This window comes from Streptomyces sp. NPDC039465 (assembly GCF_055639315.1).
Map to the genome: position 1 here is coordinate 514,914 of NZ_JBVKAP010000005.1, position 20,202 is coordinate 535,115.

A 20,202-nucleotide genomic window follows, 5' to 3' on the forward strand; every position below is an offset into this window, starting at 1 on the left:
GAGCCGGACATGAACAACCTCGCCCTGCTGACGATCGGCGGCACCATGCTCTGCTGCGTGCTGGGCGTGGTCGGCCTCCACTCCTACTCCTCCGGCGCCGCCCAGCGCGCCGCCCTCGTCGAACGGCTCTCCCAGACCGGCCAGATCGCCCTCCCGGGCCGCCGACGCCGCCGCTTCCGCGGCATCGACCGGCGCGTGCGCCGCACCCAGCTCGGCAAGAAGCTGGAACTGCGCATCGCCTCCACCGGCCTCGACCTCACACCCGGCGAATTCGTCGTCTACATGGTGATCACCGTGGCCGCCCTGTGGATGATCGGACAGGCCATGCTGGCCTCGTTCTTCGGCCCCCTGTGCGGACTGCTCGGCATCTACGTCGCCATGGCCTTCCTCAACTGGCAGCGGCAGAAGCGCATCGAGAAGTTCATCAACCAGCTCCCCGAACTCTCCCGCATCCTCGCCAACGCCACCCAGGCCGGCCTCGCCCTGCGCATGGCCCTGAGCATGGCCGCCGACGAACTCGAAGCGCCCGCAGGCGACGAACTCAAGAAGGTCGCCGACCAGCTCGCCGTCGGACGCTCCATCGACGAGGCACTCGGCGAACTCGCCCAGCGGCTGCCCTCACGCGAACTCGTCGTCCTGGTCACCACCCTCGTCCTGTCCAACCGCGCCGGCGGCACCGTCGTCGGCTCCCTGCGCAACCTCACCGAGACCCTCGAGGAACGCAAGGAGACCCGACGAGAGGTCCGCACCCAGCTGTCGCAGGTCAGCATGACCGCGTACTCCGTCCCCGTCATCGGCGTCGGCTCGCTCCTCCTCATCGACAACATGCAACCCGGCGCCCTCGACAAGATGACCGGCTCCAGCATCGGCCAGGTCGCCGTCGTCGTCGCCTTCGCCCTCTACGCGGTCGGCTTCGTCATCATCCGCCGCTTCTCGAAGATCGACGTCTGAGCGCCTGACCGGCGTCAAGGAAGGAGGACCCAATGGAACTGCTGCTCGCTCTGATCATCGGCCTCTCGGTGGCCGGCGTCTTCTACGGAATCCGGATGTACCGCGCCGAAGCCAAGCTCCCCGGCGATCTCGCCCTCGCCCTGGAGATCGGGTCCTCCCGCACCGGCGCCGTCGACTCCCTCGTCGACCGCATCGGCATGCGCTACTCACCCGCCGTACTGCGCCTCATGGGCCCCAAGCGGGTCAACGAGGTCCGCCGCAAGATCGACCTCGCCGGCAACCCCGGCGGCCTCACCATCGACCGCTACGGCGCCCGCCGCGCCGTCTACGGCTTCCTCGGCGCGCTCGGCGGACTGGTCATGCTCTCCAAGGGCAGCGTCTTCGTCGCCCTGCTCCTCCTCGCGTTCGGCGCCTTCTGGACAGAGGTCGGCATCTGGTCCGCCATCCGCGTCCGCCGCGACCAGATCGAACGCACCCTGCCCGACTTCCTCGACGTCCTCGCCGTCGTCGTCAGCGCCGGCCTCGGCTTCCGCCAGGCCCTCGACCGGGTGGCCGAGAAGTACGAAGGCCCCTGGTCCGACGAGCTGCGCATCACCCTGCGCCAGATGGACATGGGCGTCAGCCGCCGCCAGGCCTTCGACGAACTGCGCCGGCGCAACGACTCCGAACAGGTCGCCCAGTTCGTCACCGCACTCCAGCAGGGCGAGGAGCTCGGCGCACCCATCGTCGACACCCTCATCCAGATCGCCAACGACATGCGCCGCACCGACGCCCAGAACGCCCGCCGCAAGGCCGCCAAGGCCGTCCCCAAGGCCACCCTCGTGATCACCTCGCTGATGGTCCCCGCGACGGTCATCCTGCTGGGCGCGGGCCTCTTCCTCGGTACGGGCACCAACTTCGGCTCGTTCACGGGGGAGTGAGGCGGACGTGGCGATCCGCAGACCTCACCTGGCGTCCGGCCCTCCAGCGGGGCCGTACGCGGGGATGAAGGCGGGCCTGGGGGCTCGGGGAGGGCTCGTGGCCCGGCGCGGGCTGGGGTCCCGGCTCAGGAAGGGGGCCGGGCTCGGACGCGGCTCACGGCTCCGTCTGGGGTCCGGGTCCCGGCTCCGGCTCGGGACCTCCCCGGGGTCCCCGCGCCAGCTGGGCAACGTAGAGGGCCCAACCCCCACACCCGTGCCCACCCCCGCCCTCAACATCCAGGTGAGCGCGTTGCAGGCCATGTGCCGGCAGGTCTTCGGCTTCCGCCTCGCCATGATCGCCCTGTCGGCCCCGGTCGCCCTGCTCAACGCCGCTCCGGGCCTGGCCAGCCAGCTCGTCGGCGGCGCCGTCCTGGTCACCTTCATGGGCTCGTACCTCCCCTTCCGGGACTGGGAACGCTTCGGCCCACTCCTGCTCAAATACCCGCCCCTGCTCGCCGCCGACACCGTCATCGGCGCCCTGCTCCTCGTGACCGCCGGCCCGCAGAGCCCTCTCGGATACGTCAGCGTCTGCACGCCCCTGCTCGCGGGCATCGTCTACAGCTGGCGCGGCGCCGCCTTCTTCGCCAGCCTCCAGTCCCTGATCCTCATCGCCCTGTACACCGCCGACCCCAAGATCGACGCGTCGTTCGGCGAATCGACCCTCATGCCGGGCCTGTGTGTCGTGGCCGGCGCCGTCGGCGTCACCCTGCGCAACCTTCTCCTGCGCTTCGGCACCGCCACCCAGGCACTCACCGAAGTCCGCGCCCGCCTCGCCGTCACCGAGGCCGTGGAGGGCGAGCGGGCCCGGCTGGCCCGCGAGATGCACGACTCCGTCGCCAAGACCCTGCACGGCCTGGCGCTCGCGGCCGACGGCCTCGCCGCCTCCGCCGACCGCATGGACCCCCTCACCGTCAAACACCAGGCCGACCTCGTCGCCCGCTCCGCCCGCCGCGCCGCCGCCGAATCCCGCGAACTCCTCTCCGACCTGCGCCGCCGCTCCGACACCGGCGGCGGAGTGGACGTGGGCGAGGAGCTGGCCGCCCGCGTCGACGACTTCGCCCGCCGAAGCGGCCTGCGCGCCACGTACCGGACCGTCGGCGAGAGCGCCGTTCCCGCCGTGCCCCAGGCCGTCGCGCGACAGCTGCTGACCATCGCCTCCGAGGCGATGGAGAACGCCCACCGCCACGCCCGCCCCACCCACGTCGAGGTCTCCTCCGGGGTCGTCTCCGGATACGTACGCATCAGCGTGTACGACGACGGGCGCGGCCTGCCCCCGGGAACCACCCTCGACGACCTGCGCAGGGCCGGCCACTTCGGCCTGGTGGGCATGGTCGAACGCGCGGCAGGCATCGGCGCCCGGATCCGCATCGGCCGGGGGAAGGCGACCCGCGGCACCGAAGTACGACTCGAACTCCCCGCCGGCGCCCTGCCCCCCGGCACGCCCCCGCCCGCGCCTACAGGACCGCCCCTGACCTGACCGCTTCTGCCCGTACCCAATGACCCGTCCCCCACCCCGCGAGAGGAGGCCGCACCATGCCGGACGACGTTTCCCACACCGCCGGACAGCGATCGGTGTCGTCCCACGTCTCTCAGCACACGTCCTCGTACACCCCCGAACCCCGCTCGGAACTCACCCAGGCCCCCTGGGCCCAGGCGGCCCCGCTGAGGGTGGTCGTCGCCGACGACAACCCCGTCGTACGGGCCGGCCTCACGGTCCTGCTCGGCGGCCGCGACGACATCGAGGTCGTCGCGGAGGCCGCCGACGGCCGCCAAGCCCTGGAGGCGGCCCAGCAGCACCAGCCGGACGTGGTGCTCCTCGACGTCCGGATGCCCGGCGTCGACGGCATCTCCGCGCTGCCGTACCTCGTACGCATCGCCCCGGTGATGATGCTGACGTACAGCAGGGAGAGCTCCATCGTCCAGGAGGCCCTGCGCCTGGGCGCGGGCGGCTACCTGGTCCACGGCGAGTTCACGGCCGACCAACTGGTGGGCGCGATCCGCGACATCAAGGAGGGCCGGGCCCACTTCACGGCCACGGCGGCCAGCGCCCTGCTGGCCCAGGTCCGCAGCCAGGAGCCATCCCCGGGCGGCCCGCTCCCGGGTCGGCTGCCGGAGGGGCTGGGGGCGGTGTACGCGTCCGGGGTGCCGTACGAAGGCGGGAGCCATCCCCCGTACCAGCCCCAACCACGGCACAGTGCGTCTGCACACACTCCGGAGACGCCAAGTGTCTCGAATTCATTGCAGTCTCAGCAAAACGCTTCGCATGTGCAACCTGTCATGTCACAGTCGGGGCAGCGTAACAGGGAGGCATACGGCCTGAGTTCGAGGGAGGTGGAGGTGATGGACCTGATCGCATCAGGCATGAGTAACCAGCAAATCGCCGCCACCTGCTTCATCAGCGAGAAGACCGTGAAGAACCACATCAACCGCATCTTCTCCAAGCTCCACAGCGTCAGCCGCAGCGAGGCCATCGCAGCCTGGCTGGGCACCGCCCACGGAGGTACCCCCCGATGACCCCCCACAAGTCCCAGCGCACCAACCCGCTGACCTGGGCCCGCGATTGGGCCCGGGTTTGGGCCCACGGACCCTCTGGTGGGACGGGTGCCCCGGCGTACGTTTCTCGTGTCGAAAGCGGCACCGGCCAGGAGGAAGCCGGAACCGCGGAAGGCACCACAGAGACTTACGCGTCGGCCGACCAGCGGTCGGCCGGACCTGGAGGGGAACACCATGAGCGACGTCATGCTGAAGTCCGCGACCACGGCCAAGGTGTACGTGGGTCACTGGACGAACACCGCCGTGGACCGGGTGAAGGCCCGCTACGAGGCGAAGGACCGGGGACAGACGGCGGTCGAGTACCTGGGCATCATCGTGGTGGTCGTGGCGATCGTGGTGGCGATCACGGGTACGGACATCGGCACCTCGATCAAGACGGCCATCACCACGAAGATCACCGAGCTGACCGGTGGCGGCGAAGGCGAGTAGTGGTCATACGCCGATCCGGCGACAGAGGGCAGGCCTTCCCCATCTACATCACGGTGGTGGGGGGTCTGCTCTTTCTCGCGTTCGCCTACTTCGCGGTAGGGCAGGCGGCTGCGACCCGCAACGGCGCCCAGACGGCGGCCGACGCGGCAGCACTCGCGGCAGCGCAGGACGCTCGGGAACAACTGAGGGACGGCTGGCTGAAGGTCATTCTTAACCCAGCTGAGTGGGACGGCTATCTCAGGGGTGAGCGCTTCGGCCAGCACACAGCGTGCGCTGCGGCCGCATCGTTCGCCGGCCGCAACGACGCCAAGCTCGTCGAAGGGGTGAACGGCTGCGACCGACTACCCCGATGGGGTGGGGAAGAGGGGTTCAGCGTCAAGGTGCGTACTCTCGGCACGGTCGGCGAGTCCGTCATCCCAGGCACGGAGAACCAGCATGCGACCGCCGAGGCCAAGGCGGTTATCAAGCCCCGGTGCACCTTCGACCCGCCGAAGCCGTCCCCGCTGCCGGACCCGACCGAAGCTCCGGACCCGGGTGAGGATGAGGGGCCGGGCGACGACACGGACGATGACCCGAAACCGATTCTCGGCCTCTCGTGCGACGGTGTCCCGTGGGACATCGACCCGAAACGCCCGAAGCTTCCCGACGCTGCTGATCTCTTCACTGTCCGACTGGCCGACTGACAAGCGAACGACGAGAAAAGGAACCGCGTTTCATGAGTGCTCGGTACGTAACGAAGGCCCGCAGGGGGGTTGCCGCGGTCGCGATCGTGGCGGGATTGGCCCTCGCCGTATCCGGCTGCGGTGGAGAGAGTAACGGGCAAGAGGAGAAGCCTGCCGCGACAACCTCCGCGAAGGCGAGTGGGAACGGCAAAGCGCCACAGACTGAGGAGCCCACAGAGACTCTCGCCGTCCTGAAGGGCCAAGGGGGTCTCGAAATCACCATCCACTCTGCGAAGCGCGATGGCGGTGGATTCCTCACGGTCTCCGGCAAGCTGGCGAATACTGCAGACAAGCCCAAGGCTGTTCCGGCAGAGCTTCGGGGCAACGAAACCGAGATTCTGAAGCACGGCAACTCCCTGGGCGGCGCCACCCTGGTGGACGCCGCCGGCAAGAAGCGCTACTACGTGCTACGCGACACGGACGGTCGCCCACTGACCACGACAGGGCTCTCCAGCCTCGCCGCGGGCGCTTCGACATCCGTCTTCATGCAGTTCCCCGCCCCGCCCGCAAGCACCACGGACGTCTTGCTCCAGCTGCCCACCTTCCGCCCCGGCACCATCAAGCTGTCCTGATCGGGTGCTGCCATGACGACCATCCACTTCCCCGCCGCCGGCCGCCGGCGCTGCATCGCCGTGCTGACCGCCACCGTCATCACCGCCTCCGCACTCACCTTCTCCACCGCAGGCACCTCCTACGCCGACGATCCGCCCGGCTCGACGTCCAGTTCCCCGCCACCGAAGATCGACACGAACTCACCGGAGCTGATGCTCCCCGACGGGGCCACGCTCGCTCCGGCGAAGGTCCTCGACATCAAGCAGGTCGTCGAGGAGCAGGGCGGTGAGCAGCGACGCGAGGACACCAACGTCGACGTCACCTTCGCCCTCCAGGCAGAGGTGCTCTTCGGGAAGGACAGCGCCACGCTCAGCAGCGCGGCCAACGCCCGGATCGCGGCGATCGCTGCGGAGATTAACAAGCAGCGCGCGAGCACGGTGCGCGTCTTCGGCTTCACCGACAACCTCGGCTCGTACGAGCATGGTCTGACGCTGTCGAAGCAGCGGGCCGAGGCGGTCCAGAAGCAGTTGGCGAAGGACCTCGACCCCGGGAAGAAGTTCGAGATCCGGGGATACAGCGAGGACTACCCGATCGCCGACAACTCAACTGAAGAGGGACGCAAGAAGAACCGCCGGGTCGAGGTCACCTTCCCCCGCACGGCGGGCAACTGAATCACTACGATGCCGAGTCGACGGCCGGCGGCCAGTGGGCCGTCGCCCTACCGGTCGGCGTCACGGAGGAGCGAGCGCGATGGTGTGGAGGGGCGTGACCACCGCGACCGCTGCCGTGGGCGCCGTTCTGGCCCAGGGCGCAGCGGTGGCGACCCCTTCCCCGGAGGCTGCCGACCGCGTGCCCGCGTACCGCATGGCACAGGACGCCCAACCGGTCTCCGGCGCGGCGTCCAGCGCCGAAGGGCCGCTGCTCAAGCAGCCCGGGACGTACACGGACACCGCCGTCGCCGGCGAGAAGAAGTACTACCGCGTCAGGCTGGACGGCACGTCGAACGTCTATCTCTCGGCGGTCCTCGCGCCACCGCCGGGGACCGTCGTCGGTGTCCTCGACGGCATCCGGCTCTCGTTGGCGAAGGCCGACGGGACGCCGTGCAGTGACGGGACGACCCTGGAGTTCCTGGGGGAGTCGGCCCGGCCCATCGCCGACTACGTCAGTCGGCGTATCGAGCCGGGGAGGTCCTGCAACAAGGCCGGGGAGTACCTCCTTGAAGTAGAGGGCAGAGGGCGAGGCCGTACGACCCCTCGGCGGTGGCCGATGGAGCTCACCTACAAGGCCGAGCCCCCTCTGAAGCCCGGCTCCGCCGTCCCCAGCGTTCCCACCGGCTGGAGCACCGAGCCCCCGGCGCCCGCCGGCGGCGGGCCGAGGGGGATCACCGGTGGGACGGGGTTCAACGACGCGGCGGCGGTGAAAGGCGGGGCCTGGCGGGACGAGATGAAGCCGGGGGAGAGCCGCTTCTACCGGGTTCCCGTGACGTGGGGGCAGCAGCTGTTCGTCAACGCGCAGCTGGCCAATCTGCCCGGGGCGGACCGCTTCGCCGCCATCAACGGCTTCCGGGTCGAGCTCTACAACCCCGCCCGTGGCCTGGTCGAGGGCAAGAAGGACAACTACACGGGCAAACCGGCGTCGGTCGGGCTCGGCACGGCTCCGGCGGCGTACGCGAACCGCACCGAGGGCGGGTCGGACGCGGTCCGGGCCATGCGGTTCGAGGGCTGGTACTACGTACAGGTCTCCCTGGACCGCACGGTGCCCGACGCCGTACCGCTGACCTTGGACGTGTCCGTCAAGGGCGAAGGCGGGGCGGGACCCGCGTACGACGGAGACGCGGAGGCGGCCGGCTTCGCCCTCGGAGACGAGGCTCGTGGCGCGGACGACCCTGCGATGCGGGCCTTCGGCCTGACGGGCATCGGGGTCGGTACGGCCCTGGTGGCAGGCCTCGCCGCGTGGTGGCTCCTGGCCCGCCGCCGGGGGTGAGCGGGGGCGGGGGTGCGGGTTTCTTTGGGGGTCGCGGTGGGCCGGGACCGTGAGCTTCTGGTGGGTCCGCCCTCTTTCCGAGTGTGGCTCCCTCCGGCGGCCCCTCAAGGGCGCCTTCGGCGTCGGCTTCGCCGATGTCGCTTCGCTCCACCCTTGACCGCCCGCCTCCGTCCGCCTTTTCACACACGGAGGGCGGTCCGAGGGGTGGGGTCCCACGCGGGGCCTTGCTTCGTGCCGGGGGTGGGATGGGCGTCTGCGGGTCAGTGATGCGCGTGAGTGGAATGGGGCTTCTGGGCTCAGCTAAGCGGGCTCGGCCCGTTGTTGGCTGGGGTGCAGGCACGTGGCTGGTGCCCGGTGGGTGGCCCGGCCCGAGGCGAAGGCCTCCGATGAGCGTCAGGCGAACAAAAACGCGCGCGGAATGAAGACCCCCGTCGGATGGGTGCCTCTTGCGTCACAGGAGGCACCCTGAACCCCTTCACGGTTGAACTGCGGCGCATTACGTCCCCCGGTTTACCGTTCAAGAGGCTAGGGGCGTCTTGTGTGACGCCAGAGGCGGCCACTCGCCGACCGGGCTCACTTAGCGTGCGGTTTGCGTCGCCCGCGCCCAACGACGCCCTCGACCCGGGGCCGGCCCCCCACCGGGCATCAGCCCAGTGCTTGTGCCCCAACCAACCGACGGCCGGTCGCCGCTAAGCGCAGCCCAGAAGCCCCATTCCACTCATGCGCAGTTCTGACCCGCAGACGCCCATCCCACCCCAGGCACAAACATCGCTGGGCGGGGGACCCCACCCCCCGGGCCGCCCTCCGAGTGTGAAAAGGCGGACGGAGGTGGCCTGCCAAGGGTGGGCGCAGCCCATCGCGCAGCGACGCGACCGAAGGGAGCGCCCTTGAAAGGGCACCGGAGGGAGCCACGCTCGGAAAGAGGGCGGACCCACCAGAAGCTCACGCCCCCGGCCCACCCCGACCGCCAAAGAAGCGGTAACCCCTCATGCCCCCGCCTCCCCCAACCGCCTCAGCGTCGCCTGGATCGTGGCGATCATGGCCGCCGGGCGGTGGAAGACCTCCGTCGCCGTGAAGCGCAGGACGCGGCGGACGCCCGGGCAGTCGGGGAGGGCGTTGAAACGGCGGGTGTCGCGTTCGTGTGCCTCGCGGGTGCCGTGGAAGGGGTGGCCCTCGATCTCCACCACCAGGCCCGCCGCGCGGAAGAGGAAGTCGGGGCGGATGCCACGGCCGTCCGGGGTGTGGAGCCGTGGCTGGGACTCGGGGTGGAGCCCCGCGTCGTGCATGTGCAGGCGGGCGAGGGTCTCCGCCGGGGAGCCCGCCGCCGGGTCCGTCAGGCGCAGCCACCGGCGGGCCCGGCGGGCGCCCGGGCGTCGGGACGCGAGTTCCGTGCGCAGCTCGTCGGGGTGGACGGGCGCCGGGCGGCGGACGCCGCCCACCACGCGACGGGAGAGCGCTGAGTCCGCCGCGACGACCGCCTCCTCGCGTGAGCCGCGCCGTATCAGATCCGCGACCGTACGAGCCGGGGTCGTCACCCGCAGGCCCCGGCGCAGCGACCAGTCGCCGGGCGAAAGCGCGCCCCGGTGCACACGGATGTCCTGGCCGTGACCGCCACTCACCCCCAGGGACGTGAGCTCGACGACGGACGAACGCGCATGAGGCCGCCGGTCGCCGCCCAGCACCTCGATCCGGTGTACGTACGCCGCCGAGCGGTGGCTGCACACCAGCGTCGGCCGCACCGCCTGCAACGCCCTCGCGCGCGTCAGCCAGTCCACGGGCCGGCCCGGAGCCGCCCACGCCCCCGGGCAGACCCGCTCCCGCCCCTCGCGGCGCAGCGCGCTCCTCAACCGCCCCTGGGACCAGCCCGCCTCCAGGGCGCGCGCGGTGAGCAGCACACCACCCCGGGCCACCGCCGTCAGTTCTGCCATGGACCAACGATCCCGGCTCTCGTCCGCCACCGCATCCCCTGTGGACAACCGCCGTTGGGCCCAGCCTTGGGCCCGCAGGCCCAAGACGAAACCGCGCCACGCCCCTAGCGTCGTGTGCATGTCGCCTACGGGGATGGTGCGTTCGGTCGATCGATGGTGGCGCCGGCACGGGCCGCGCACGGAAGCCAGGCTGCTCGGCCTGCGCACGCGGCCACGCCGCCCGCGCGGGCGAGGCCGCCTCGGCCGCCTCAGGCACGGGCAACGCGGCCAGGGCGCCCTGGAGTACCTCGGCCTGGTCGTCATCGTCACCGCCATCGTCGGCGCCCTCGTGGCGACCGGCCTCGGCGCCGAGCTGACCCAGAAGATCGGCACCCAGGTCTGCAAGGTCACCAGCAGCGGCAACTGTGGCGGCGAAGGCCCCCAGGCCCAGGGCGACGACCCCGGCGCCACCAAACCCGCCACCGACGGCAACGGCAGCGCGCAGCCCAAGTCCCAGGCCCAGATCGACTACGAAAAGGCCCTCCAGGACCTGGAGAACGCCAAGAAGCAGCAGCAGGCCGACACCGACAAGGCCAAGCAGGCCGCCGAGGAACTCGCCAAGATCCTCGCCGAGGAGCTCGGCATCAAGGCGGCGTTCGACTGCATCACCAAGGGCGACATGGGCGCCTGCACCGAAACGCTCATCAACGTCCTCACCAGCCTCATCGGCGGCGCCATCGGCAAACTCGCGGCCAAGTACGGCGCGCCCTGGAAGTGGAAGAAGGCCGCCGAGCTCATCAAGAAGCTCAAGAAGCACGGCGGCGACCTCTACGACAGCCTCAAGAACCTCATCAAGAACCGCAACAAGGTCAGCGACGCGCAGAAGAAGGCCGACGACGCCAAGAGGAAACTCGACGCCGAGAAGAAGGATCCTCCGAAGGAGGATGAGAAGCCGGGCAACAAGCCCACCACCTGCCCGGTCCGGCACAGCTTCCCGCCCGGCACCCCCGTACTCCTCGCCGACGGCCGCCGCATCGCCATCGAGCGGGTCCAGGTCGGCGACCAGGTCCTGGCGACCGAGCCGTACACGGGACGTACGGCCGCCCGCCCCGTCGAGCAGGCCATCACCACCCACGACGACAAGGACTTCACCCGGCTCACCGTCCGTACCGTCGGCGGCCCGGCCGTGCTCACCGTCACCGACACCCACCCCTTCTGGGTCATGGACCAGGGACGCTGGCGCGACGCCGGCGAGATCCGGCGCGGCGACACGCTGCGCAGCGACAAGGGGGTCGCGCTCCCGGTCGTCGCGGTCTCCCGGTTCACCGAGCGGCAGACCACGCACGACCTGACCGTCGCCGACATCCATACGTACTATGTGGTGGCCGCGGCCAGCGGAATCCTGGTGCACAACCAGGACGGCGCGCCGACACCGACGGCCCAGCACCAGAAGCTGCAGAACATCATCAACACCCTCTACAAGGGGGTGGGCAGCCCGGACCAGATCGGTGACGGAAGCGCGATGGCCGCCGCCGACTACGAGGCCAACGGCGGCCCCAAGGTCGAGGGCAAGGACCACGTCGGCAAGGCGAAGGAGATGAGGGACTCGCTGAAGAACTTCCTCACCGCCACCGAGTGGAAGCCCCGCAAGGGCGCCCGTAAGGAACCCCTGATCCGGACGCCCGAGGACGAGCAGTTGGCCAGGACGCTGATCAAGGCCTTGGACGACGCCATCGAGGGTAAGTACAAGGGCCACAAGAACTACCCCGGACTGGACTGCTGATGACGACCCCCGACGTGCCCCCGACGAACGGCACCACCCCCCAGCCCCCCGGCGCGCCGGGGGGCCCCGCCCCGGCCCCCTCTCCCGACGTGCGCCTCGTCGAGGAGCTCGTCGCCGAACTCCCCGGCTTCGCCGACGCCTACGAAGCCCACGTCTTCAACGAGAACGGCGTGCTGCCCCACGTCTTCTTCATGGACGTCGTCGAGGAGACCGTCCAGGCCTTCCTGGGCCAGGAGTCCGACGTACCCGACTGGCGACGCACTCTCGACTTCCTCGAGGAGCGCACCGGCAGCGACACACCCGAGGTCCAGGCCGTGATCGTGACCTCGTTCCTCAACGATCTGCCCTACCCCGGACGGCCCGGCCACGACATCGTCCGCCACCTCCCCCCGCGCATGGCCGCCACCTTCGCCCGGATCAGGCCCAAGGGGTGACCGACACCCCCGACTGGTCCGCCCTGACGCACGCCTACGGCCCCGCCGACGACATACCCGGCCTCCTCAAGGACATGGGCTCCGACGACGAGGCCGTGCGCGAGCAGGCCATGGAGGAGCTCGTCTCCTCCCTCTTCCACCAGGGAGACATCTACTCCGCCAGCGCCGCCGCGCTGCCCGAACTCGCCCGCCTCGCCCTCCACGGCCCGGGCCACCGCACCCAACTCCTCTGGCTCATCGGCGGCTGCGCCGACGGCGCCGCCTACCGCGACGAGCGGGCCGCCATGGACCGCGCCGTCGCCGAGACCCTGCCCACGCTGCTCCCCCTCGTCACCGACGAGGACCCCGGCGTACGCCAGGCCATGGTCTGGCTCATCGCCGCCGCCGGGCACGCCGCGCTGCCCCTGATGCCTCTGCTGCGCGCCCGGTTCGACATCGAACAGGACGCGGACGTACGCGCCGACCTCGCCACTGCCCTCGGCCTCCTCGACCTCGACGACCGGACCCGCACGGCACGCGACCGGGCCCTGCTCGACGACCCAGAGCCCCGCGTCCGCCTCGCCGCCGCCACCGACCTGCTGCGCACCGCCCCCCTCCCGCTCCCCGCCGACCTGGTCGACGCCGCGCTCGACGCGTACGGCGAGCACCCGGTCCAGCAGTACGGCGAGGTGTGGCCCGCGCCCTACCGCACCCTCGGCGACCGGCTCCTCGACGATCCCGACGCCGCCCTGCGGGGGATCGACCGCGGCCTGCCCCTCGCCATGGACGTCGACGCCACCTGGCGGGACCGCGAACGCGAACTGCTGCCCCACTTCACCGCCGACATCGAGCATCCGTACCAGCTCCAGACCATCGCCCGGCTCGCCGCCCAGCTCCCCGGCGGCGCCGACGCCCCCTACCTGGCCCCATTCCTCGACGCCGAGCACGCCGGCCACACCGCCAACGCGGACCTGCGCGTCGCCGCCGCCCTCGCCGCCGTACGGCTACGCACACCCGACGCCCTCGGCCACGTCCTGCGCCTGCTCGACGACCTTCCGGACCACGACATGACCGCCGCCGTCCTCACCGCGGCCGTCGAGGTGTTCGGCGCCGCCGCCGAACCGGTCGCCGCCAAGGCCGCCGACCGCCCCCGCGCCGCCTGGGCCGACGCCCTCATCCCCTTCCCGGCGCTCGTCGCCCACTGCGAAAGCGCACTGGTCCGGCTCCTGCCGCACTCGGCCGACGCCCTCGCCGTCCTCGGCGCCGCCGCCACCCCCGCCACCGTCGACACCCTGCGCGAGGCCGCCCACCACGGCAGCACCCGCGCGGCCACCGCATACGCCCGCCTGACCGGCGACCACACACCCGCCCTCGCCCTCGCCCGCCAGGAACTGACCGAGGAGAAGGGACGCTGGGCCCTGCACGTCGCCGGCCGGCTCGGCCCCGCCGCCACCGAGCTGCTGCCGCTGATCGAACCCCACCTCACGACCGGATCACGCGAGACCCGCGCCGCGGCCGCCGCCGCGCTCTGGCGCATCACCGGCCGTACACACGACACGGCAGGCCCCCTCGCCACACTGCTCGCCCAGGCCCAGAACCTCTACGAACCCCACTTCGACGCCCTGCGCGCGCTCGCCGAAATGCACCTCCTGCCGGACATCGCCCGCCCCGCCGTCGAACGGATCGCCCGCTCACCCCGCCGGGCGGCCTCCCAGCTCTTCGACAATGGCACCCCGCACATCGACTACACCGCCCGCGCCCTGGCCACGGCCGTCCTCGACCACGCGCGCCCCGGGCCGGCCGGACCGCTGAACCGATGATGATCGCCAACCTGCTGCTCAGCCGGCACCTCGACCCGCCCGCGCTCACCGCCGCCATCGCGGCCGCCCTCCACGTACCCCCCACCCACGTCGACCTCCGCCACGCCGACGCCGACCAGGACGGCCGCGACTGGCACGCCCCGGTCCTGTGCACTTACCACGACCTGCGCGGCGACCTCGCGCTGAGCCTCGACATCCAGGTACAGGGGGACGAGCGGGTACGGGACGATGCTGCCGTACCCGCCGGAGAGCCCGAACTGGCCGCCGCCCTCGCCCACCGGACCGGCGCCGGAATCCTCTACCCCGACGACCGCATCGACCCCCAGACCTACTGGCTCGCCGACCCGAGCGGCGTGGTCACCCGCGCCCGGCTCGCCACCACCGACGACGACCCGCCCGTCCACACCGTCGACGCCGTCGAGGCGTCCTCCCTCGCCTTCCCGCACGCCGAGGTCACCCCCCTCGCCGAAATCCTGCGGGAGTACCCCGGTCCCACGCCCCTCGCCGACGCCATCGGCCTGTCCACCCCCGCCGCCGTGTCCCTGACCATCTGGGAACGGATGGTGCGCCGGATGGCCGCCGGCTGGCCCCCGGCCGGCCGCTACCTCCCCGAGCTGTACGCACACGACCTCGCCGCCCGTGACCACTTCGCGCGCGAGATCGCCACCTGCCCGCAGCACGAACGCACACCGCTGCTCGCCGCCGTCGCCCGGATCGACGCCCTCTTCCGCACGCTCACGGTCGACACGACGGAAGGCACCGCCGAAGGCACCCTCGACGGCACCGATCCCGCCGGCCCCTGGTGGCGCACCCGCACCCCCCGCCGCACCCCCTGGCCGTAATCCCCTCCCGCACCACCCGGACATAATCGACCGCATGCCCCAGGCCCCCTCGCTCACCCGCGCCGCCCCCGCCCTGTGGGGGTACGCCGCCGTACGGCTCACCGGCCTGGCCGTCCTCGCCGTCGCCGCCGCCCACGCCGGCAAGGACGCACTGCACCTGCTCAAGGGCCGCTGGGACTCCGTCTGGTACGTCCGGATCGCCGAACACGGCTACGGCCACACCACCACCCTCCCCGACGGCAGCCGCCACTCCGACCTCGCCTTCTTCCCCCTCCTGCCCGCCCTCGAACGTGGCCTGTCCACACTCCTCCCGCTCGACGCCGCCACCGCCGGACTCCTCGTCGCCTGGGCCGCCTCGCTCGCCGCCGCCTGGGGCATCTACGCCGTCGGCGCCCACATCGCCGGACGCGACGCCGGGATCGTGCTCGCCGTCCTCTGGGGCGTGTACCCCACCGCGTTCGTCCAGTCCATGGCGTACACCGAGACCCTCTTCACCGCCCTCGCCGCCTGGTCGCTGTACGCCGTCCTGCGCGACCGCTGGATCCTCGCCGGCGCCCTGAGCGCGCTCGCCGGACTCACCCGCCCCTCCGCCGCCGCGCTCGTCGCCGCCCTCGGCGTCACCGCCCTGGCCGGCCTCGTCAAGGAACGCCGCCTCCGCGCCCGTACGGTCGCCGGAGTCCTCCTCGCACCCCTCGGCTGGCTCGCGTACATCGTCTACGTCGGCATCCGCGAGAACAGCCCCACCGCCTACTTCGACGTCCAGGCCGCCTGGGGCAACAGCATCGACGGCGGCGCCGCCCTCGCCCGGTTCATCTGGAACCAGCCGCCCCTCGCCGCCCTCGGCCTGGCCGCCGCGCTCGCCCTCCTCGGCTGGCTCGTGGCCCTGTGCGTACGCCAGAGACAGCCGCTGCCCGTCCTCGTCTACACCATCGCCGTCGTCGTCATCTCCCTCATCGGCGCCGCCTACTTCGGCTCCCGGCCGCGCCTGATCATGCCCGCCTTCCCCCTGCTGCTCCCCGCCGCCGTGGCCCTCGCCCGGCTCCGCACCCGGATCCCCGTCCTCGCCGCTCTCGCCCTCGCCTCCGGTGCGTACGGCGCCTTCACCCTCCTCGGCTCCGGCCCGCCCTGACCGGCGGCGGACGTTGGGCCCCTGGGCCCATGCGGCCGCCGGAAGCGCGCTGTTAGCGTGCCGCGCATGACACGACGGAGCACGCGGATCATCACGGCGGCCGCGGCCGTCGCGCTCGCCATGGGACTCACGGCCGGCTGCGAGGACGGCGACCGGAAGAACGACACCGGCCCGTCCGACACGGGCAAGGCGAGCACCGGGCCCCGCACCACCGAGCAGCCGCCGAGCGCCTCGCCGAGCACCACCGCACCCGCGCCCGCCGCCACCGGCACCCCACTCACCAAGGCCCAGCTGGACAAGGCCATCCTCGCCACCGCCGACGTCCCCGGCTACACCGTCACCACCATGGAGGGCCCGCCCGCCCAGGGCGAGATCGCCGAGAAGGCCGAGTGCGCCCCGCTCATCGCCGTCCTCAACGGCAAACCGGAGCCCGCCGCACAGGCCTCCGCGTACCGCCAGATCGTCGGCGTCAAGAACGGCCGCCCCGCCGTCTCCGAATTCCTCACCAGCCACGGCGCGGGCGCCGCGACCGTCCTCAGCCGGGTGCGCGCGGCCGCCACCGCCTGCGCGGGCGGGTTCCTCACCCGCGACGGCGCCACCACCTCCACGTACAAGAAGGTGAAGGAACTCCCGCTCCCCAAGGCCGGCGACGACAGCTTCGCCTACCAGCTCACCGCCGACTTCCAAGGCGAAGCCGTACCGCTGGTCTTCCAGATCGTCCGCTCCGGACCCACCGTCGCCACCTTCTACACCGCGAACTTCGAAGGCCCGGCCACCCCCACCATCCCCGTCGCGCTCCTGACGGCCCAGACCGGCAAACTCCGCTAGCCGCCCCGGCCCCTACGGCCGGACCGTCACCCGCACCCCCCGCCGCAGCCCCCAGCCCGCCATCGCGCCCGCCTCCGCCTCCAGCACATGGCGGGCGCGCGGCCGGATCATGCCCAGCCGGCCCGGCTTCATCGTCACCACATCGACGACCCGGAACTCCTTGTCCAGATACGCCACATCGATGGCGAACCGCATCCGGAAGGTGTGCACGCTGTTGCACGGGGTGATCATGAGAGCCCCGTCGATCCCGTCCCGGCCCAGCAGACCACGCGAACGCGCCCGGTACGACGCCGCGATCTCCACCGGCACCGCGCCCGTACCCCCGCCCTCCCGAGCGTCGCCCTGCCCCTGGACCGTCATCGTGCCCATGCCATTACGCCAGTTCCCCATGGGGGACGAAGGTAGCGCCACCGCCCCGGCCCTGGGCCCCGCTTCACGCACAGTGGGCCCCTGGACCCATGACCCGGCCCGCCGACCGGCCCTAAGATCGCCCCGTGTACGTCACGCTGATCGCCCTCGCCGCCCTGTGGGGCGCCGTCACCGGGCTGCTCGTACCCCGCGCCGCGTACCGCCTCTCCGTCGAGCCTGACGAGCCATGGCGGGACACCTGCCCCGCCGGGCACCCCTTCACCGGCGCCGCCCGAGGCTGGCTCGGCCGCGCCCACTGCACCGCCTGCACCACACCCGTCCCCGCCGGACACCCCCTCACCACCACCGCGCCACCCGCCACCCGCACCCCCCTCCTCGTCCCCCTGCTCACCGCCGTCACCTGCGCCGCCCTCACCGCCGCCACCGGACCCCGCCCCGAACTGGCCGTCTGGCTGGTCCTCACCCCCTTCGCCGTCCTGCTCGCCACCGTCGACCGGCGCGTCCACCGCCTCCCCGACCAGCTCACCCTGCCCCTCGCCGCCGCCGGGCCCCTGCTCCTCGGCGCCGCCGAACTGCTCCCCGGCGAGGCGGGCTCCTGGCCCACCGCCCTGCTCGGCGGACTCGCCCTCGGTGCCGCGTACTTCGCGCTCTTCCTCATCAACCCCAACGGCCTCGGCTTCGGCGACGTCAAACTCGCCCTCTCCCTCGGCGTCACCCTCGGCTGGTACGGCTGGGGCATCCTCTTCCTCGGCGCCTTCGCGGGCTTCCTGCTCGGCTCCCTCTACGGGCTCACCCTCGTGCTCCTGCGCCGCGCCGGCCGAAAGAGCGCGATCCCCTTCGGCCCCTTCATGATCGCGGGCGCCTTCGCCGGACTCCTGCTCGGCGCCCTGGCCGCCACCCCCACACCCTGACCCGCCTACGGGCGAGTCGAGGACACCAACCCCGGGACGGTCCCGCATACCATCCGGACGTATGCGGACAATCCCAGACAATGAGGCCAGGCAGGGGACCGGCAGCACCACCCCACCTCCGGCCCGCCCCACCTCGAAACGTCCGGGCACCCGGCTAACGGCGGCCCTCCTCCCCTGGGGATGGGCCGCCACCCTCTGCGCGCTCTACGCCACCGTCGCCGTACGCCGCCACCTCCTCATGCGCACCACCGGCTACGACCTCGGCATCTTCGAACAAGCCCTCCGCGCCTACGCCCAACTCCGCGCCCCCGTCGTCCCCTTGCGCGGCGAACACTTCAACCTCCTCGGCGACCACTTCCACCCCCTCGTAGCCACCCTCGCCCCCCTCTACCGCCTCTGGCCCTCACCCCTCTGCCTCCTCCTCGCCCAGTCCGCCCTCCTCGCCGTCGCCGTCGTCCCCCTCGCCCGCTGGGCCGCCCGCGCCCTCGGCCGCCCCGCCGCCCACACCGTCGCCGCCGGGTACGGACTGAGCTGGGGCATCGCCTCCGCCGCCGCCTTCGACTTCCACGAGGTCGCCCTCGCCGTCCCCCTGCTCGCCTTCGCCCTCGAAGCACTCGCCCGCCGACGCTGGATCCCGGCCGTCGCCTGGGCCGCCCCCCTCCTCCTCGTCAAGGAGGACCTCGGCCTCACCCTCGCCGCCCTCGGCATCCTGATCGCCGTCAAAGGACCCCGCCGACTCGGCCTCGCCACCGCCGCCGCAGGACTCCTCGGCTCCTACATCGAGATCACCTACCTGCTGCCAGCCTTCAACCCCGGCGGCTCCTACGCACACGGGGAGAACCTCTCCGACCACTACGGCTCGTTCCTCAGCCTGCTCGCCCACGCCCCGCTCGACGCCCTACGGCCCGACATCAAGCCGATGACCCTCGTCCTCGTCTTCGCCCCGTCCGCCCTGCTCGCCCTGCGCTCCCCGCTCGCGCTCCTCGCCGTCCCCACGCTCGCCTGGCGGATGCTGTCGCAGAACGGCTTCCACTGGGGCACCGCCTTCCACTACAGCGCGGTCCTCATGCCCATCGTCTTCGCCGGCCTCATCGACGCCCTCTCCGTCTGGCGCCGCAGCGACCATCCCCTCGCCGCCCGCCACCTGCGCGCCTCGCTGCTCACCGTCCTCGGCGTCACGGTCCTGCTGCTGCCGGCCTTCCCCCTGGCCCAGCTCGCCCAGCGGGCCACCTGGCGCACCACCCCGCACATCGAGGCCGCCCGGGCGCTGCTGGCGAAGATCCCGGACGGAGCGAGCGTCGCCGCCTCCAACCGGCTGATCCCCCAGCTCACCTCACGCTGCACGGTCGTCGTCTTCCCGACCTTCCCGGTGGACAGCAAGCTCTACCGGTACGACCTCAAGCAGTTCCCGCCCCCCACAACCGAGTGGATCGTCCACGACAGCAAGGCCCCGGAGGCATGGCCGTACAAGACGGGTCACTGGCCCTACCCGATCGAACAGCAACAGGCAGAGCTGGCCGCCGCCCAGGACAAGTACGGCTACAAGGTCGTCGCCCGCCGCGACGGCATCACGCTCCTGCGCCGTACCCCACCGACGGCCGACCGCTGACGGATGACCGATGAACGCGACGGCGTACTGTCGATCCGGAAAGTGTCGTGCGCAGCTGAGGAGTTGGCGATGGCCAAGGGCAAGGTGGCGTACCACTGCGGTCTCGACGCGGCGGTCGATGTCGTCGGCGGCAAGTGGAAGCCGATGATCCTGTGGGCGCTCCACGAGGGCACCCTGCGCTTCGGTGAGCTGCGCCGGAATCTGCCCGGGGTGAGCGAGAAGATGCTGATCCAGCAGCTGCGTGAGCTGGAGTCGGACGGTGTGGTGAACCGCGAGGTCTACCGCGAGGTGCCGCCGCGGGTGGAGTACTCACTGACCGAGCTCGGTGAGGCCCTCAACAAGGCCCTGGAGCCGCTCGGCCAGTGGGGTGACACCTTCATGACCCAGATCCTCGCGGCCAAGGCGGCACAACGGGCCGGGGAACCGGCCGCCTGACCGTAGC

The 20,202-nt window shown here is 71.8% G+C and carries 20 protein-coding genes; 18 read left to right on the forward strand and 2 right to left on the reverse strand.

What is annotated here, in order from left to right:
- Positions 1 to 9: 9 nt before the first annotated feature.
- From ACZ7LT_RS20345 to ACZ7LT_RS20385, 9 genes are all read left to right on the forward strand, one after another.
- Positions 10 to 951, forward strand: a complete 942-nt coding sequence (locus ACZ7LT_RS20345) for a type II secretion system F family protein (RefSeq protein ID WP_471237426.1) — start codon at positions 10 to 12, stop codon at positions 949 to 951.
- Between the two features lie 32 nt (positions 952 to 983).
- Complete coding sequence (locus tag ACZ7LT_RS20350; RefSeq protein WP_471237427.1) at positions 984 to 1,871, forward strand: DUF5936 domain-containing protein; 888 nt, start codon at positions 984 to 986, stop codon at positions 1,869 to 1,871.
- A gap of 280 nt (positions 1,872 to 2,151) precedes the next feature.
- A complete protein-coding gene (locus ACZ7LT_RS20355; protein ID WP_471237476.1) occupies positions 2,152 to 3,387 on the forward strand; it encodes a sensor histidine kinase in 1,236 nt (411 codons plus the stop codon).
- Positions 3,388 to 3,443: 56 nt separating this feature from the next.
- Positions 3,444 to 4,424, forward strand: coding sequence for a response regulator (locus ACZ7LT_RS20360; RefSeq protein ID WP_471237428.1), 981 nt, complete (start codon positions 3,444 to 3,446; stop codon positions 4,422 to 4,424).
- A gap of 213 nt (positions 4,425 to 4,637) precedes the next feature.
- A complete protein-coding gene (locus ACZ7LT_RS20365) occupies positions 4,638 to 4,892 on the forward strand; it encodes a Flp family type IVb pilin (protein WP_471237429.1) in 255 nt (84 codons plus the stop codon).
- Entirely contained in the window at positions 4,892 to 5,575 is a 684-nt protein-coding gene (locus tag ACZ7LT_RS20370; RefSeq protein WP_471237430.1) for a pilus assembly protein TadG-related protein, read from the forward strand. Before ACZ7LT_RS20365 ends, ACZ7LT_RS20370 begins: the two co-directional genes overlap by 1 nt.
- A gap of 32 nt (positions 5,576 to 5,607) precedes the next feature.
- Positions 5,608 to 6,186, forward strand: a complete 579-nt coding sequence (locus ACZ7LT_RS20375) for a hypothetical protein (RefSeq protein WP_471237431.1) — start codon at positions 5,608 to 5,610, stop codon at positions 6,184 to 6,186.
- A 12-nt stretch (positions 6,187 to 6,198) separates the two neighbouring features.
- Positions 6,199 to 6,837, forward strand: coding sequence for an OmpA family protein (locus ACZ7LT_RS20380; protein ID WP_471237432.1), 639 nt, complete (start codon positions 6,199 to 6,201; stop codon positions 6,835 to 6,837).
- Between the two features lie 94 nt (positions 6,838 to 6,931).
- Positions 6,932 to 8,149 (forward strand): hypothetical protein, encoded by a 1,218-nt coding sequence (locus ACZ7LT_RS20385; protein ID WP_471237433.1) that lies wholly within the window; start codon positions 6,932 to 6,934, stop codon positions 8,147 to 8,149.
- Between the two features lie 986 nt (positions 8,150 to 9,135).
- Here the strand turns inward: ACZ7LT_RS20385 and ACZ7LT_RS20390 are convergent.
- Positions 9,136 to 10,077, reverse strand: a complete 942-nt coding sequence (locus ACZ7LT_RS20390) for a hypothetical protein (RefSeq protein ID WP_471237434.1) — start codon at positions 10,075 to 10,077, stop codon at positions 9,136 to 9,138.
- 118 nt (positions 10,078 to 10,195) lie between these two features.
- Here ACZ7LT_RS20390 and ACZ7LT_RS20395 point away from each other — a divergent pair, with 118 nt between their 5' ends.
- The 6 genes from ACZ7LT_RS20395 (at position 10,196) to ACZ7LT_RS20420 (ending at position 16,871) form a co-directional block, all read left to right on the forward strand.
- Positions 10,196 to 11,839 carry a polymorphic toxin-type HINT domain-containing protein gene (locus ACZ7LT_RS20395; RefSeq protein ID WP_471237435.1) on the forward strand — a complete coding sequence of 548 codons (1,644 nt, stop codon included), beginning with the start codon at positions 10,196 to 10,198 and terminating at the stop codon, positions 11,837 to 11,839.
- Positions 11,839 to 12,273 (forward strand): DUF7674 family protein, encoded by a 435-nt coding sequence (locus tag ACZ7LT_RS20400; RefSeq protein ID WP_471237436.1) that lies wholly within the window; start codon positions 11,839 to 11,841, stop codon positions 12,271 to 12,273. Before ACZ7LT_RS20395 ends, ACZ7LT_RS20400 begins: the two co-directional genes overlap by 1 nt.
- Complete coding sequence (locus ACZ7LT_RS20405) at positions 12,270 to 14,072, forward strand: HEAT repeat domain-containing protein (protein WP_471237437.1); 1,803 nt, start codon at positions 12,270 to 12,272, stop codon at positions 14,070 to 14,072. The genes ACZ7LT_RS20400 and ACZ7LT_RS20405 overlap by 4 nt, the downstream gene beginning before the upstream one ends.
- On the forward strand, positions 14,069 to 14,914 hold the full coding sequence (locus tag ACZ7LT_RS20410; protein WP_471237438.1) for a hypothetical protein: 846 nt from the start codon (positions 14,069 to 14,071) through the stop codon (positions 14,912 to 14,914). The genes ACZ7LT_RS20405 and ACZ7LT_RS20410 overlap by 4 nt, the downstream gene beginning before the upstream one ends.
- Before the next feature lie 34 nt (positions 14,915 to 14,948).
- Complete coding sequence (locus tag ACZ7LT_RS20415; protein WP_471237439.1) at positions 14,949 to 16,043, forward strand: hypothetical protein; 1,095 nt, start codon at positions 14,949 to 14,951, stop codon at positions 16,041 to 16,043.
- Between the two features lie 66 nt (positions 16,044 to 16,109).
- Positions 16,110 to 16,871 carry a hypothetical protein gene (locus tag ACZ7LT_RS20420; RefSeq protein WP_471237440.1) on the forward strand — a complete coding sequence of 254 codons (762 nt, stop codon included), beginning with the start codon at positions 16,110 to 16,112 and terminating at the stop codon, positions 16,869 to 16,871.
- Positions 16,872 to 16,883: 12 nt separating this feature from the next.
- On the opposite strand, the gene ACZ7LT_RS20425 is transcribed toward ACZ7LT_RS20420, so the two are convergent.
- Positions 16,884 to 17,261 carry a DUF192 domain-containing protein gene (locus ACZ7LT_RS20425; protein WP_471237441.1) on the reverse strand — a complete coding sequence of 126 codons (378 nt, stop codon included), beginning with the start codon at positions 17,259 to 17,261 and terminating at the stop codon, positions 16,884 to 16,886.
- A gap of 104 nt (positions 17,262 to 17,365) precedes the next feature.
- Here ACZ7LT_RS20425 and ACZ7LT_RS20430 point away from each other — a divergent pair, with 104 nt between their 5' ends.
- The 3 genes from ACZ7LT_RS20430 to ACZ7LT_RS20440 all read left to right on the forward strand — a co-directional run bounded on the left by ACZ7LT_RS20430 (position 17,366) and on the right by ACZ7LT_RS20440 (position 20,195).
- The gene (locus ACZ7LT_RS20430; RefSeq protein ID WP_471237442.1) at positions 17,366 to 18,151 is read left to right on the forward strand and encodes a prepilin peptidase; all 786 of its coding nucleotides are present in this window, start codon (positions 17,366 to 17,368) and stop codon (positions 18,149 to 18,151) included.
- Between the two features lie 61 nt (positions 18,152 to 18,212).
- Entirely contained in the window at positions 18,213 to 19,760 is a 1,548-nt protein-coding gene (locus ACZ7LT_RS20435; RefSeq protein WP_471237443.1) for a DUF2079 domain-containing protein, read from the forward strand.
- Positions 19,761 to 19,829: 69 nt separating this feature from the next.
- Complete coding sequence (locus tag ACZ7LT_RS20440) at positions 19,830 to 20,195, forward strand: winged helix-turn-helix transcriptional regulator (RefSeq protein ID WP_471237444.1); 366 nt, start codon at positions 19,830 to 19,832, stop codon at positions 20,193 to 20,195.
- The last annotated feature ends 7 nt before the right edge of the window (positions 20,196 to 20,202 follow it).

Coding starts and splice junctions, on each gene's coding strand:
- ACZ7LT_RS20345 (WP_471237426.1), top strand. CDS start 10: ATGAACAACCTCGCCCTGCTGACGATCGGCGGCACCATGCTCTGCTGC.
- ACZ7LT_RS20350 (WP_471237427.1), top strand. CDS start 984: ATGGAACTGCTGCTCGCTCTGATCATCGGCCTCTCGGTGGCCGGCGTC.
- ACZ7LT_RS20360 (WP_471237428.1), top strand. CDS start 3,444: ATGCCGGACGACGTTTCCCACACCGCCGGACAGCGATCGGTGTCGTCC.
- ACZ7LT_RS20365 (WP_471237429.1), top strand. CDS start 4,638: ATGAGCGACGTCATGCTGAAGTCCGCGACCACGGCCAAGGTGTACGTG.
- ACZ7LT_RS20375 (WP_471237431.1), top strand. CDS start 5,608: ATGAGTGCTCGGTACGTAACGAAGGCCCGCAGGGGGGTTGCCGCGGTC.
- ACZ7LT_RS20380 (WP_471237432.1), top strand. CDS start 6,199: ATGACGACCATCCACTTCCCCGCCGCCGGCCGCCGGCGCTGCATCGCC.
- ACZ7LT_RS20390 (WP_471237434.1), bottom strand. CDS start 10,077: ATGGCAGAACTGACGGCGGTGGCCCGGGGTGGTGTGCTGCTCACCGCG.
- ACZ7LT_RS20395 (WP_471237435.1), top strand. CDS start 10,196: ATGTCGCCTACGGGGATGGTGCGTTCGGTCGATCGATGGTGGCGCCGG.
- ACZ7LT_RS20400 (WP_471237436.1), top strand. CDS start 11,839: ATGACGACCCCCGACGTGCCCCCGACGAACGGCACCACCCCCCAGCCC.
- ACZ7LT_RS20410 (WP_471237438.1), top strand. CDS start 14,069: ATGATGATCGCCAACCTGCTGCTCAGCCGGCACCTCGACCCGCCCGCG.
- ACZ7LT_RS20415 (WP_471237439.1), top strand. CDS start 14,949: ATGCCCCAGGCCCCCTCGCTCACCCGCGCCGCCCCCGCCCTGTGGGGG.
- ACZ7LT_RS20420 (WP_471237440.1), top strand. CDS start 16,110: ATGACACGACGGAGCACGCGGATCATCACGGCGGCCGCGGCCGTCGCG.
- ACZ7LT_RS20425 (WP_471237441.1), bottom strand. CDS start 17,261: ATGGGGAACTGGCGTAATGGCATGGGCACGATGACGGTCCAGGGGCAG.
- ACZ7LT_RS20435 (WP_471237443.1), top strand. CDS start 18,213: ATGCGGACAATCCCAGACAATGAGGCCAGGCAGGGGACCGGCAGCACC.
- ACZ7LT_RS20440 (WP_471237444.1), top strand. CDS start 19,830: ATGGCCAAGGGCAAGGTGGCGTACCACTGCGGTCTCGACGCGGCGGTC.